At 61.6% G+C, this 12504-nt stretch carries 10 protein-coding genes and 6 pseudogenes; 11 read left to right on the top strand and 5 right to left on the bottom strand.

Annotated elements, in window-relative coordinates; genetic code table 11:
* Window positions 1-57: 57 nt before the first annotated feature.
* Window positions 58-339: pseudogene (locus IE122_RS17435) on the top strand (IS701 family transposase); the annotation flags it as partial.
* Here IE122_RS17435 and IE122_RS17430 read toward each other — a convergent pair.
* Window positions 295-585, bottom strand: a pseudogene (locus tag IE122_RS17430) (transposase); the annotation flags it as partial. The pseudogenes IE122_RS17435 and IE122_RS17430 overlap by 45 nt on opposite strands.
* A 357-nt stretch (window positions 586-942) precedes the next feature.
* Between IE122_RS17430 and IE122_RS17425 the strand changes: the two are divergent.
* Complete coding sequence (locus IE122_RS17425; RefSeq protein WP_189622519.1) at window positions 943-1761, top strand: IclR family transcriptional regulator; 819 nt, start codon at window positions 943-945, stop codon at window positions 1759-1761.
* 30 nt (window positions 1762-1791) lie between these two features.
* On the opposite strand, the gene IE122_RS17420 is transcribed toward IE122_RS17425, so the two are convergent.
* The 3 genes from IE122_RS17420 to IE122_RS17410 form a co-directional block, all read right to left on the bottom strand.
* Window positions 1792-2955 (bottom strand): acetyl-CoA C-acetyltransferase, encoded by a 1164-nt coding sequence (locus IE122_RS17420; RefSeq protein WP_189622518.1) that lies wholly within the window; start codon window positions 2953-2955, stop codon window positions 1792-1794.
* Window positions 2956-3009: 54 nt separating this feature from the next.
* A complete protein-coding gene (locus tag IE122_RS17415; RefSeq protein WP_189622520.1) occupies window positions 3010-3927 on the bottom strand; it encodes an HpcH/HpaI aldolase/citrate lyase family protein in 918 nt (305 codons plus the stop codon).
* A 319-nt stretch (window positions 3928-4246) separates the two neighbouring features.
* Window positions 4247-4408, bottom strand: coding sequence for a transposase (locus IE122_RS17410; protein WP_373299157.1), 162 nt, complete (start codon window positions 4406-4408; stop codon window positions 4247-4249).
* A 113-nt stretch (window positions 4409-4521) separates the two neighbouring features.
* Here IE122_RS17410 and IE122_RS17405 point away from each other — a divergent pair.
* The 6 genes and pseudogenes from IE122_RS17405 to IE122_RS17380 all read left to right on the top strand — a co-directional run.
* A pseudogene (locus tag IE122_RS17405) lies at window positions 4522-5263 on the top strand (DDE-type integrase/transposase/recombinase); the annotation flags it as partial.
* 274 nt (window positions 5264-5537) lie between these two features.
* The gene (locus IE122_RS17400) at window positions 5538-6284 is read left to right on the top strand and encodes an electron transfer flavoprotein subunit beta/FixA family protein (RefSeq protein WP_189622517.1); all 747 of its coding nucleotides are present in this window, start codon (window positions 5538-5540) and stop codon (window positions 6282-6284) included.
* Window positions 6284-7225, top strand: a complete 942-nt coding sequence (locus tag IE122_RS17395; protein WP_189622516.1) for an electron transfer flavoprotein subunit alpha/FixB family protein — start codon at window positions 6284-6286, stop codon at window positions 7223-7225. The genes IE122_RS17400 and IE122_RS17395 overlap by 1 nt, the downstream gene beginning before the upstream one ends.
* Before the next feature lies 1 nt (window position 7226).
* Window positions 7227-8360 carry an NAD(P) transhydrogenase subunit alpha gene (locus IE122_RS17390; RefSeq protein WP_189622515.1) on the top strand — a complete coding sequence of 378 codons (1134 nt, stop codon included), beginning with the start codon at window positions 7227-7229 and terminating at the stop codon, window positions 8358-8360.
* Window positions 8361-8376: 16 nt separating this feature from the next.
* Window positions 8377-8694 carry an NAD(P) transhydrogenase subunit alpha part 2 gene (locus tag IE122_RS17385; protein WP_189622514.1) on the top strand — a complete coding sequence of 106 codons (318 nt, stop codon included), beginning with the start codon at window positions 8377-8379 and terminating at the stop codon, window positions 8692-8694.
* On the top strand, window positions 8694-10115 hold the full coding sequence (locus IE122_RS17380; protein ID WP_189622513.1) for an NAD(P)(+) transhydrogenase (Re/Si-specific) subunit beta: 1422 nt from the start codon (window positions 8694-8696) through the stop codon (window positions 10113-10115). The genes IE122_RS17385 and IE122_RS17380 overlap by 1 nt, the downstream gene beginning before the upstream one ends.
* Window positions 10116-10403: 288 nt before the next feature.
* Here the strand turns inward: IE122_RS17380 and IE122_RS17375 are convergent.
* Window positions 10404-10496, bottom strand: a pseudogene (locus tag IE122_RS17375) (IS5/IS1182 family transposase); the annotation flags it as partial.
* 121 nt (window positions 10497-10617) lie between these two features.
* On the opposite strand from IE122_RS17375, the gene IE122_RS17370 reads away from it, so the two are divergent.
* The 3 genes and pseudogenes from IE122_RS17370 to IE122_RS17360 all read left to right on the top strand — a co-directional run.
* Entirely contained in the window at window positions 10618-11094 is a 477-nt protein-coding gene (locus IE122_RS17370; protein WP_189622512.1) for a radical SAM protein, read from the top strand.
* 64 nt (window positions 11095-11158) lie between these two features.
* Window positions 11159-11956: pseudogene (locus IE122_RS17365) on the top strand (IS256 family transposase); the annotation flags it as partial.
* A pseudogene (locus tag IE122_RS17360) lies at window positions 11935-12177 on the top strand (transposase); the annotation flags it as partial. The pseudogenes IE122_RS17365 and IE122_RS17360, both read left to right, overlap by 22 nt.
* Window positions 12178-12504 lie beyond the last annotated feature (327 nt).

Genomic DNA, 12504 nt, shown 5'->3' with positions numbered 1-12504 from the left:
GCAAACGCAGTGGGCGACCTCATGCCATGGATCGCCGTGGTCTGAGCACATCGCTTACGGAAGATCAGCTGGCGTCGAGGAACCAAAGGCCGCCTGACGGCTCGCTTTGCCCCCATGCGTGTGCGTATCGCCGATGGCGCGCCACACCGGAACGGAGATGCTGGCGCTCAGCATATGCCAGGCGAAAAGGCTTGGCTGGTAGGTGAGCATCGCTCGAACGGCGAGCGAAAATACTATCTCTCCAACCTTCCCGCCGACACCGCAATCAAGGACGTCGCTAGCGCCATCAAGGCGCGCTGGATCGGCCAGCCGGAGAGGCTCCAGGAAGCCGAGGAAGTAACCGCCTTTGCGTAATTTGGGGATGCGCAGTTCAACCGTGCTCGCCCGCGTCTACCAATCACGCTCGCGGTAACCGTTGCGCTGAGCGAGCCGCGCGGCGTCTTTCTCGCCATAGGCTGCGCCGGTCAGGCCGCCCACTTCCAACTCCATCAGCCGCTACGCGGCAAAACCGATCATGTCGCGTAAAAAGTCTGCGTCCGCGCTCTTCCTCACAAGCGCCTGAACGTCCATCCTATCGTCGGTCATCGGGATCGTCGTTGGTTTGATTCTCGCAGACCAAACCTATCCGAAGATCACCGATGGCCACCTACGAACCTGCACGACCTCCCGGGACGAGATCGCGGCTACCGTACTGTCTTGCGCCAACACGATCGTCGTCTCAAGTCGAAATTCCGCGTGACTCTTCCCTTGCGAATTACGGTCAGTGTTTGCACAACCCCATTGCATATGACATAAATCCTGTGGGAGCCTGACTAGCGTGAAGGTCCGATTTACCGTCGGACGCAACGCGCGACGGGACAGAGAGGTCACGCAACTGGCTCACGGAGCAAGTTTGCGGATTTTGGCTGGGCCGCGGACCAGGCCAAGTTACGGAAAAGATAAATGACCATACGGAACATCAAATCTGCGGAGAGAACGCTCGCCTTGTTCGAGCTTTTTTCAGCGCAGCAGAAGCCACTTACTGTTGGCGAAATTTCGAAACTGCTGAAAATACCCCAGCCCAGCGTAACGATGCTGATCCGGAACCTTATGGCGCTTGGCTATATTGAGCAGGACCGCTTCGCACGTACTTACACGCCGACCATCAGAATTGCGCTGCTCGGCAGTTGGATCCACCAGGCGTACGTTCAGGACCGTCAGCTTGAGTGGCGGTTGAGCACTTTGTTCAATGCGGTGGGGGAATCAACCTTCATCGGAATCCAGAACGGAGTTCACGCGCAGTATGTTCTTTTCCTCAAGCCTGAAATGCCCAATCGGTTCGACGTGCAAGCCCGCATGGCCCGGCCCCTTGCCGCATCGGCGGTCGGCCAGGCCTTGTTAAGCCTCAAACCCGAACAAGAGATCCGAGGCCTTGTTCATCGCGCAAATGACGAAGTTTCGGATCCTCGGTTCAGAGTAAATCCGCAAGACTTCATGACGACCATCGAGCAGGTGCGCGCGCGCGGCTTTGCTGAAACACGCGGTGAGGTTCAAGATAACATCGCGGTCATCGCAATGCCGATCCGGACGGTGCTAGGCCAGTCCCCAATTGCCGTTGCCGTCGGTGGAGTGATCGAAAACATCGACGCAAAACGCGATCTGATCCTGCAGGAAATGAGAAACTTCGTTTCCGCCGTTTCAGCCGAAAAAACCGAAGCGGAGCAGGTCGGTCCGGAGCGAAGCGAGGCCGGAGCTCAATTGGCGTTTGCTACGAAAACGTAACATGCCAATTGAAATCCGGCCTTTCGAAGGTCAGAGCCGCTCGATGATTGTGACGTTGGCCATGCCGCCGCCTTCGCACATCGTCTGCAGGCCGTAGCGCTTGCCACGCGCCTTCAGCGCGTGGATCAGGGTCGCCATGAGCTTGGTCCCGCTGGCGCCCAGCGGGTGGCCAAGGGCGATCGCCCCGCCATTCACGTTGAGCTTGGCCGGATCGCCGTGGTGGTGGGCCATCCACGCCATCGGAACCGACGCGAAGGCTTCGTTCACTTCGTACAGATCGATGTCGTCAAGACGCATACCCGCGCGCTTGAGCGCCCTCTCCGTTGCGAACAGCGGCTCTTCGAGCATGATCACCGGATCGCCGCCCGTAATCGTGAGGTTCACAATACGCGCCGAAGGGGTGAGCCCATAGTCCTTGAGCGCCTTCTCGGACACGATGAGCGCGGCGCTGGCGCCGTCGCAGATCTGGCTCGAAGTGGCAGCCGTGATGCGCCCGCCTGGAGAAAGGGGCTCGAGGCCTGCCATCGATTCCATCGTTCCGCCGCGACGAACGCCTTCGTCCAAAACGTGCATATCGGAAGAACCGTCAGGCAGGGTGATCGCGATCGGCACGATTTCGGCGTCGAACGCGCCGGCGTCGATTGCAGCTGCAGCCTTGGCCTGGCTTTCAAGGCCGAACGCGTCCATCTGCTCGCGCGTGAACCCCCACTTTTCGGCGATCATCTCAGCGCCATCGAACTGGCTGAAGTTCTTGACGCCGAACCGTTCGAACACTTCGGGTGTGCGGGGGTGGCCGCCGCCCTGAGGCAGGCTGATGCCAAGGGGAGCCCTGGTCATGTTTTCGACGCCCGCCGCCACCACGACATCCTGCGTGCCGGACATGACGGCCTGCGCAGCGAACTGTAGCGCCTGCTGCGACGAGCCGCACTGACGATCAATCGAGACCGCGGGGACGCTTGTCGGCAACAGCCGCGATTCCAGGATTGCGTGACGACCGATGTTCAGCGCCTGTTCGCCGGCCTGCATCACGCAGCCCATGATGACATCTTCAATCACGGAAGGATCGATGTTCGTACGCTCAACGAGGGCGTCGAGGGTTCTGGCAGCCAGATGGGCGGGATGGACTCCCGACAGCCGCCCCTTGCGGCGGCCGCCAGCGGTGCGAAACGCATCGACGATATAGGCCTCAGTCATTTCAAATTCCTCTTGATGGCCCCCGTCCACAAGGTCCGGGGGCCATGAATTAACTTACATGCCGATGAGATCGGCCTTGATAAGAGTATTGCGGACGAGACGCGCCGTCGCGGCATCGATCATCTTGCCGTCCACCTGTGCGGCACCGAGGCCTTGGGCCTCCGCTTCGAGGTAGGCCGCTTCCAGCTTGCGAGCTTCGGCGACCGTTTCCGCTGCAGGGGTGAACACGTCGAGGCCCCACTCGATCTGTGCGGGGTGGATCGCCCACTTGCCGACCATGCCCAGCGAGCGAGCCTGGATGGCCTGCTCACGATAGGCCTCGGGACTGCGGAAGTTGCTGAAAGGCCCATCGACAGCATCGATACCCGCTGCGCGGGCGGCCATGGTGACGCGGAAGCGGGCGTAGTGGAAAATGTCCCCCGGATAGGCGCCGCTTTCGCCGATCGCACGAGTATCGATACCTTGCGAGGCCGAATAATCCCCCATGCCAAAAATAAGGCACTCCATGCGATCAGAGCAGGTGGCGATTTCCTCAACGTTCTGAAGGGCCTCGACTTCTTCGATCAGGACTTCGATGCCGATCTTGCGCTTGAGGCCGAGCTTCTGCTCGAGCTGCTCCAGCATGTGATGCAGGAACATCACGTCGGCGGCGGTGCGCGGCTTGGTGAGCATGATCGTATCGATGTTTTCACCGGCGCCCTCGACCACCGTGATGATGTCACCGTGGCACCACGGAGTCGTCACGTCATTGATCCGGACGCAGCGCGTCTTGCGGCCCCAGTCATGCTCGTTGAGGGCCCGTACGATCGAGTCCCGCGCAGCAACCTTTGCACTAGGCGCAACGGCGTCTTCAAGGTCGCAGAACACGTGGTCGGCCATAGAAGCCGCTGCCTTCGCCAGCATCTTTTCGCTACTGCCAGGAACGGAGAGCTGAACTCGACGGAGACGTGCGGGACGATCATTTTTTGACATTGCCATTATCCTCGTGTTTTCAATTCGCTATGGACCGGTGTGGATCCTAAATTTGGTGCGCACCCAAGCTCGTGAAGGTCGCTGCCCTCTGACATGGGCACCTCAACGACAGTCACGGAAGTCCCTAAAAGCCTCAAAGCGCGACAAGGGTTTCGTGTTGGCCCTGTGCTCGCAGCGATGCAAAAATTTTCTACTTTGTCGCCTGCCTGGATACGAAGCTATTACAGGCAAAATATCGCCAATATCCTCGGCGTTGCCAAAGGATAGAACAACATCATCCAGCATGGCCTTGTCGAGCGGCAGGGTCGGCAACACGTCGCTACAGGCGCTTCGTTTCGGACGGTATCAAGCCAGCGTACTTCTTGCGCCAGCTGTAGAAAGTCGCTTCGCTAATTCCAGCCTTGCGAGACACTCCGCCGATCGACGGCCCGTCATCAGCCTGCTTCAGCACAAAGGGGATCTGCGCCTCTGAAACCTTCAATCCCTTTGTCCGGCGTCATCGCACATGGCACAGATCAGGGTTTGAGATTTAAGGAGGGTTTCGGCTTCATAATAGTGACGAAGGAACGAAATAATAGTGACGAAGGAACGAAGATGAAGCCCATATCCACCAATGCAAAATCTTCGGCGAAGGCCCCTGCTGAGCAGGTGGTGAAGGATATCCGGCGGCAGACGCGGCGCCATTTTTCAGCCGAGGACACGATCTGCATCGTGCAGGTTTGCCTGCGCGGCGAGGACAGCATCGCCGAGCTGTGCCGCAAGCAAGGCATCGCCCGGAGCCTTTGCTACGCCTGTTCGAAGGAGTTCATGAAAGCGGGCAAGCGCCGCCTGTCTGGCGACACCGGCCGTGCTGCGACCACCGGCGAAGTGCAGGATCTGCGCCGGGAAGTCCGTGCGCTGAAGGAATGCGTGGCCGACCTGAAGCTCGAAAACGGGCTGCTCAAGGCCGCCGATCAATTCCACATCCAGACCACCCGACCGACCGAAACGTGGCAGACCGACTTCACTTACTTCAAGATCACCGGGCGGGGCTGGATGTATCTGTCTACCGTGCTCGACGACTTCGCACGCTACATCATCGCCTGGAAGCTGTGCACCAACATGCGGACCGCGGACGTTGCCGACACGATGGACCTCGCCCTGACTGCTTCCGGCTGCGACGGCACCACGGTGCTGCACAAGCCAAGGCTGATCAGCGACGAACGGCACCAGCTACATCGCAGGCGAGTTGGCGGACTATATCGGGGCTAACAAAATTAGCCATGTTCGCACAGATCCTTGCCATCCGCAGATCCAACGCAAGATCGAGAGCTGGCACCAGACCCTCAAAAACCGCAGAAGGGGCCTTACTCCGCTATTCGACGCCGCGATCTGCGACAAATGTTATGACAACCGATATTCCCGACAAGATCCCGTTCCCGTCGCTCGCGAGTAAAAGGTGACGAATGATTGCCTCTCCTCGTTAGTGAATTTGCCACCAAGCCCCATTACAATTGCGATGCCGCAGGCGACCCTGTCGCCGCGCCTTGACGCTATGTGCACCGGACGCAATAGGTTCCTGCGAAAGCAACCTAGTTGCCTGAATTTCCCGCTTGAAAGGACATGTGTCCATGAAGATCCTCGTGCCCGTGAAGCGGGTGATCGATTACAATGTGAAGCCGCGTGTGAAGGCGGACGGGACGGGTGTTGATCTTTCGAACGTGAAGATGAGCATGAACCCGTTTGACGAGATTGCGGTGGAAGAAGCGCTGCGGATCAAGGAAGCGGGCAAGGCCGACGAAGTGATCGTGGTGTCGGTGGGTCCGGCGAAGGCGCAGGAAACGCTGCGCACGGCGCTGGCGATGGGCGCGGACCGGGCGGTTCTGGTGGAAACCGACGCCGAGGTCGAGCCGCTGGCGGTGGCCAAGATCCTCAAGTCGCTGGTCGAGACGGAGACGCCGGGCCTGGTGATCCTGGGCAAGCAGGCGATCGACGATGACAGCAACCAGACCGGCCAGATGCTGGCGGCGCTGCTGGGTCGTCCGCAGGGCACTTTCGCCTCGAAGGTCGCGGTCGAGGGCGACAAGGTCGTCGTCACCCGCGAGGTCGACGGTGGTCTCGAGACCGTGTCGCTGGCGATCCCGGCGATCGTCACCACCGACCTGCGCCTCAACGAGCCGCGCTATGCTTCGCTGCCCAACATCATGAAGGCGAAGAAGAAGCCGCTCGACGTGAAGAGCCCGGCCGATTGCGGCGTGGACATCGCGCCGCGCCTCAAGACGCTCAAGGTCGTCGAACCGGCCGTCCGCTCGGCCGGCATCAAGGTGGCCGACGTCGACGCGCTGGTTGCCAAGCTCAAGGAAATGGGAGTCGCCTGATGTCCAAGACGCTCGTTTGGGTCGAACACGACAACGCGTCGGTCAAGGACGCGACGCTGGCCGCCGTCACCGCTGCCTCGCAGCTGGGTGAGGTTCACCTGCTGGTCGCCGGTGCGGGCTGCGCCGGGGTGGCCGAAGCCGCCGCGCAGATCGCCGGCGTCGGCAAGGTCCACCTCGCCGACGATGCCGCCTATGGCAACGCGCTGGCCGAGAACGTCGCGCCGCTCGTCGTGGCGCTGATGGCCGATCACGACGCCTTCGTGGCGCCGGCCACCTCCAACGGCAAGAACATCGCGCCGCGCGTCGCCGCGCTGCTCGACGTGATGCAGGTTTCGGACATCCTCTCGGTCGAAGGCCCCAAGACCTTCACCCGTCCGACCTACGCCGGCAATGCCATCGCCACGGTCGAATCGAGCGATGCCAAGCTGGTCGTCACCGTGCGCGGCACCGCCTTCGCCAAGGCTGCCGCCAGCGGCGGCGCGGGCGTGGTCGAGGCGGTTGCCGGTTCGGGCGATGCGGGGCTTTCGAGCTTCGTGGGCGCCGAAGTGGCCAAGTCCGAGCGTCCGGAACTGACCAGCGCCAAGATCATCGTCTCGGGCGGCCGCGCGCTCAAGGACGCGGCAACCTTCGAGGCGACGATCATGCCGCTCGCCGACAAGCTCGGCGCGGGCGTGGGCGCCAGCCGCGCGGCGGTGGACGCGGGCTATGTGCCCAACGACTACCAGGTCGGCCAGACCGGCAAGATCGTGGCCCCCGAAGTCTACATCGCGGTCGGCATCTCGGGCGCGATCCAGCACCTCGCCGGCATGAAGGATAGCAAGACCATCATCGCCATCAACAAGGACGAGGACGCGCCGATCTTCCAGGTCGCCGACATCGGTCTCATCGCGGACCTCTTCAGCGCGGTGCCGGAACTGACCACGAAGATTTCAGGAGCCTGACATGAGCACAAGGTTCAAGATCGCCGTTCTCATGGAGCGCGCGATCGGGGAGACGCGTGTTTCGGCTTCGCCGGAAACCGTCAAGAAGCTGACCGCGCTGGGCGCACTGGTCGCGGTGGAGACGGGGGCGGGGGATACCGCATCGATCTCGGACGCTGACTATGCCGCTGCCGGTGCCGAAGTCGGCCCGCTGGAAAGCGTACTGGCCGGCGCCGACATCGTGTTCGGCGTGCAGGGGCCCGATCCGGCGCTGTTGGGCGGGGTGAAGCCGGGGGCGTGGATCGTCGCCGGGCTTGATCCGTTCGGCCAGCGGGCGCGGATCGATGCTTATGCCGCCGCCGGGCTCGAAGCGCTGGCGATGGAATTCATGCCGCGCATCACCCGCGCGCAGTCGATGGACATCCTCTCCAGCCAGTCGAACCTGTCGGGCTACAAGGCGGTGATCGAGGCGGCGGGCCACTATGGTCGCGCTTTCCCGATGATGATGACCGCCGCCGGTACCGTCAGCGCTGCCAAGGCCTTCATCATGGGCGTCGGCGTTGCCGGCTTGCAGGCCATTGCCACTGCGCGCCGCATGGGCGCGCAGGTTTCCGCGACCGACGTGCGTTCGGCCACCAAGGAGCAGATCCAGTCGCTCGGCGCCAAGCCGATCTTCGTGGAGAGCGTCAAGGGCATCGAAGGCGAAGGTTCGGGCGGCTATGCCACCGAAATGAGCGAGGAATACCAGAAGGCCCAGGCCGAACTGGTCTCCAGCCACATCGCCAAGCAGGACATCGTCATCACCACCGCGCTCATCCCGGGCCGGGCGGCGCCGCGCCTCATCACCGACGCGCAGATCGCGACGATGAAGCCCGGCAGCGTGATCTTCGATCTCGCCGCGCCGCAGGGCGGCAATGTCGAAGGCTGCGTGGCGGACCAGATCGTGGTGCGCCACGGGGTCAAGATCGTCGGCTATTCGAACACGCCCGCGCTGCTGCCGGCAGACGCCTCGGCGCTGTTCAGCCGCAACCTGTTCAACTTCCTCTCGGCCTTCTGGGACAAGGAAGCGGGCAAGCCGGTGCTCGACGAGGAAATCGGTGACGCCATCCGCCTGACCAAGGGCGGGCAAGTGGTGAACGCGAGGCTGCTCGCATAAGGGGGAGGCAGTCCTCATGGACTTCATCAGCATTCTTTCGATCTTCGTGATGGCCTGTTTTGTCGGCTATTACGTTGTCTGGTCGGTGACCCCGGCCCTGCACACTCCGCTGATGGCGGTGACTAACGCTATTTCCTCGGTCATCGTGGTCGGTGCGCTTGTTGCCGCAGCGGCGGCCGGTTCGCCCGCCGCCAAGTGGCTGGGTCTCGTCGCCGTGGCGCTGGCGAGCGTGAACATCTTCGGCGGCTTCGCGGTCACCGAACGCATGCTCGCGATGTACAAGAAGAAGGACAAGGGTCCGGCCAAGGCCAATTCCGGGGGGAGTAAGCACTGATGGCACACCTCGCCGTGAACCCCTGGATTCCGTTCGCCTACCTCGTCGCGGGCGTCTGCTTCATCCTCGCGCTGCGCGGGCTTTCCAGCCCCGCCACCAGCCGCGCGGGCAACCGTTACGGCATGTTCGGCATGACGATCGCGGTGGTGACGACGCTTGTCACGCACGAGATCGCCAGTCTGCCCGAAATCATCGGCGCGATCGCCGTCGGCGGCGTGATCGGTTTCATCACCGCGCGCAAGATCAAGATGACCGACATGCCGCAGCTTGTCGCGGCGTTCCACAGCCTCGTCGGCCTCGCCGCCGTGCTGGTCGGCCTGGCTGCCTATCTCAATCCGATCGCATTTGGCATTGCTGGTGCGGACGGGATTATCGAGCCTCAGAGCCGCGTGGAAATGGGCCTTGGCATCGCCATCGGTGCGATCACCTTCTCCGGCTCGATCATCGCGTTCCTGAAGCTGGCCGGGAAGATGAGCGGTTCGCCGATCCTGCTTCCGGGACGTCATGTCATCAACCTGGGCACGCTGATCGCGATCCTGGGCCTCGTCGGCTATTTCACGCAGGACCAGAGCCAGTGGATCATCGTCACGATCACGGTGCTCTCGTTCCTGATCGGCTTCCTGCTGATCGTGCCCATCGGCGGCGCGGACATGCCGGTGGTCGTCTCGATGCTCAACTCGTACTCGGGCTGGGCGGCGGCGGCGATGGGCTTCACGCTGCACAACACGGCGATGATCATCACCGGCGCGCTGGTGGGTTCTTCGGGTGCGATCCTGTCGTACATCATGTGCAAGGCCATGAACCGCGGGTTCCTTTCGGTGATCGCCGGCGGCTTCGGGGCCGATGCGGGTGCCGGCGGCGGTGCCGGCGGTGCGCCCAAGGAGCAGCGCCCGTGGAAGCGCGGCTCTGCCGAAGACGCGGCCTTCATCATGAAGGAAGCCGAGAACGTCATCATCATCCCGGGGTACGGCATGGCGGTGGCGCAGGCCCAGCACGTGCTGCGCGAGATGGGCGACCAGCTCAAGAAGCACGGCGTCAACGTGAAGTACGCGATCCACCCGGTCGCGGGCCGCATGCCAGGGCACATGAACGTGCTGCTGGCCGAAGCCAACGTGCCGTATGATGAAGTCTTCGAACTGGAAGACATCAACGGCGAATTCGCGCAGGCCGATGTGGCGTTCATCATCGGTGCCAACGACGTCGTCAACCCGGCAGCGCGGACCGACAAGTCCAGCCCGATCTACGGCATGCCGGTGTTCGACGTGGACAAGGCCAAGACCGTGTTCTTCATCAAGCGCAGCATGGGCGGCGTGGGCTATGCAGGCGTCGACAACGACGTGTTCTACATGGACCAGACCATGATGCTGCTGGCCGACGCCAAGAAGATGGTCGAGGAAATCAACAAGGCGCTGGCCGACTGATGTGATAACCTTCTGAACGAAATGAGGTTCGGGCAGCTTGTCGTCTGAACGGGACTAGTTAGAGCAAAAGCACCTGATTGACAAATGAAGTGACGAAGGTGGGGAGCGATATGTCACGCCGCTGAAAGCGAGCCAGCCCATTCCGTTACTTCAACTCTTCGTCTGAAATCATCCGGCTCGTGGTCTTGATGATGGGGGGCGACTGCATTTATGTGTCAAAGTAGGTGTGTCGAGCACCTAAGAAGGCTCCCGAGGAGGAAGTTAGCACGATTGGTTTGGCTACTCAAACGGCTCCAGCACCGCCCATTCGTCATCGGTCAAATCACTTGGCAGTGCCAGGTCCGTGCGGGCGGGCTGTGCCCGAGTGGTGTCGGTCCACATCGTTGATTTCATTTGGTTCATTGCAAAGCCGCTGAATCAACGACGTGGGTAAGCGTCACGCTATTCAGCTGATACCACTCAACTTAGTTTCGGATCAGGATCTGAGGTATCTGCCATAGTTATGAATAATCATAGCAATTTGAGGTTTCTGATTGATCCCTTTGGGCGCAAGGTAGACTACCTTCGTGTGTCCGTCACGGACCGCTGCGACCTTCGATGCGTATACTGCATGAAGGAACGCCAGACATTCCTTCCGCGTTTCGAGCTGCTATCGATCGAAGAACTTGACCGGCTTTGCAGCCTGTTCATCGAAAGTGGCACACGGCGCATTCGTCTGACTGGTGGTGAACCACTCTTGCGTCGGGGCATTCATAAACTTGTCGAGAGCTTGGGGCAAAAGGTGCAGACCGGTGCACTTTCAGAATTGACCGTTACAACCAATGGCACTCATTTAGCAGAGAATGCCCTGCATCTTGCCCGCAATGGGGTGCGCCGGATCAATGTCTCACTGGACACACGCGATCCCAGTAAATTCAAGCAGATTACCCGTGGAGGTCAGGATCGTGTCCCATGGGGTGGTGTAGGAAGGTTTCCCTGAGAGGGTGGCCACCGTCGATCTTCTGGTGGGTTCGGATGCGAACTTGAACCTGGAGAAGAAGACGATGACCGACGACAGAATGGCCCTTGTCGAGCTGATCGAGCAAGGGGCTGATATCGATTTGGTGCGTGAGATGCTGGCTTTCGCCGCAGAGCGCATGATGGATCTGGAGATTGAGGCCAGAACCGGTGCGCCCGCCGGCAGTCGCAGCCAAGCGCGGCTGAACCACCGCAACGGCTACCGCGAACGGGGATGGGACACCCGTGCCGGTCGGATCGATCTGGCGATCCCGAAGCTGCGCAAGGGCAGCTACTTCCCGAGCTTCCTGGAGCCGCGCCGAACCGCCGAGAAGGCCTTGGCAGCGGTGATCCAGGAGGCCTATGTGCACGGCGTCTCGACCCGTTCGGTCGACGATCTGGTCAAGGCGATGGGTGCCGGCGGCGTATCGAAGAGCCAGGTCAGCCGCCTGGTTGTCGAGATCGACGAGCGGGTGAACGCCTTCCTCACCCGCCCGATCGAGGGCGAGTGGCCCTACCTGTGGATCGACGCCACCTACCTCAAGGTCCGCGAGGGCGGGCGGATCGTCTCGACGGCGGCGATAATCGCCGTTGGCGTCAACACCGATGGCCGCCGCGAAGTTCTGGGCGTCGCCACCGGCCCTTCGGAGGCGGAGCCCTTCTGGAAAGCCTTCCTGCGTTCGCTGGCGGATCGCGGACTGCGCGGGGTGAAGCTGGTCATCGCCGACGATCACAAGGGGCTGCGCACCGCCGCCAGCAAGGTATTCGCCGCGAGCCAGCAACGCTGCCGGGTGCACTGGATGCGCAATGCGCTGGCCCATGCGGCGCCCAAGCAGCGGGCGGCATCACAAAACAGGGCGACGGCTACCTACGGCGCCTGCTGGTCGTCGGGGCGACGGCGGTCATGCGGATGACGCGCAAGGATCATGCAAGGCAGCCGAGGCTGGCCAAGCTTTTGACGAAGAAGCCGGCCAAGCTCGCTAGCGTCGCTCTGGCGAACAAAACGGCCCGGATCGCCTGGGTCATTATGAGCCGTGGGGAAATTTACCGGCCCGCTGTGGCCTGATCGACATAAGATAGCAGCCAGCGCTACGAGATGATGCAGGGTGAATGAGAGTTGATGACAGACCGGTCTGACCGGGGATCGTGGAAACCCAAGGGGAGCAGACGCTAACCAAGCGCGTTGACGTGATCAGGGAAACGATCCGCGGACTTCATCAGGGCCAGCAGCCATGTAGTGCTGCACGAACAGGCCGAACACATGGATGCACTCGACCGGTGCTAATCGACACTCAAAAACCTGTTGCACCGCGGGGGCCGTCCACCCCATCGTAAGCGTAGCCGCCGCCCCACCTTGCGGGCTTGAAGCGCAGCGTCGAGTCTCCGCGCCCTG

The sequence above is a fragment of the Novosphingobium colocasiae genome, assembly GCF_014652555.1.
Taxonomy (GTDB): domain Bacteria; phylum Pseudomonadota; class Alphaproteobacteria; order Sphingomonadales; family Sphingomonadaceae; genus Novosphingobium; species Novosphingobium colocasiae.
The sequence above is the reverse complement of the archived record's forward strand: the minus strand, read 5'-3'. Positions and strand labels throughout refer to the sequence as shown.

Coding starts and splice junctions, on each gene's coding strand:
- IE122_RS17425 (WP_189622519.1), top strand. CDS start 943: ATGACCATACGGAACATCAAATCTGCGGAGAGAACGCTCGCCTTGTTC.
- IE122_RS17420 (WP_189622518.1), bottom strand. CDS start 2,955: ATGACTGAGGCCTATATCGTCGATGCGTTTCGCACCGCTGGCGGCCGC.
- IE122_RS17415 (WP_189622520.1), bottom strand. CDS start 3,927: ATGTCAAAAAATGATCGTCCCGCACGTCTCCGTCGAGTTCAGCTCTCC.
- IE122_RS17400 (WP_189622517.1), top strand. CDS start 5,538: ATGAAGATCCTCGTGCCCGTGAAGCGGGTGATCGATTACAATGTGAAG.
- IE122_RS17395 (WP_189622516.1), top strand. CDS start 6,284: ATGTCCAAGACGCTCGTTTGGGTCGAACACGACAACGCGTCGGTCAAG.
- IE122_RS17390 (WP_189622515.1), top strand. CDS start 7,227: ATGAGCACAAGGTTCAAGATCGCCGTTCTCATGGAGCGCGCGATCGGG.
- IE122_RS17385 (WP_189622514.1), top strand. CDS start 8,377: ATGGACTTCATCAGCATTCTTTCGATCTTCGTGATGGCCTGTTTTGTC.
- IE122_RS17380 (WP_189622513.1), top strand. CDS start 8,694: ATGGCACACCTCGCCGTGAACCCCTGGATTCCGTTCGCCTACCTCGTC.
- IE122_RS17370 (WP_189622512.1), top strand. CDS start 10,618: ATGAATAATCATAGCAATTTGAGGTTTCTGATTGATCCCTTTGGGCGC.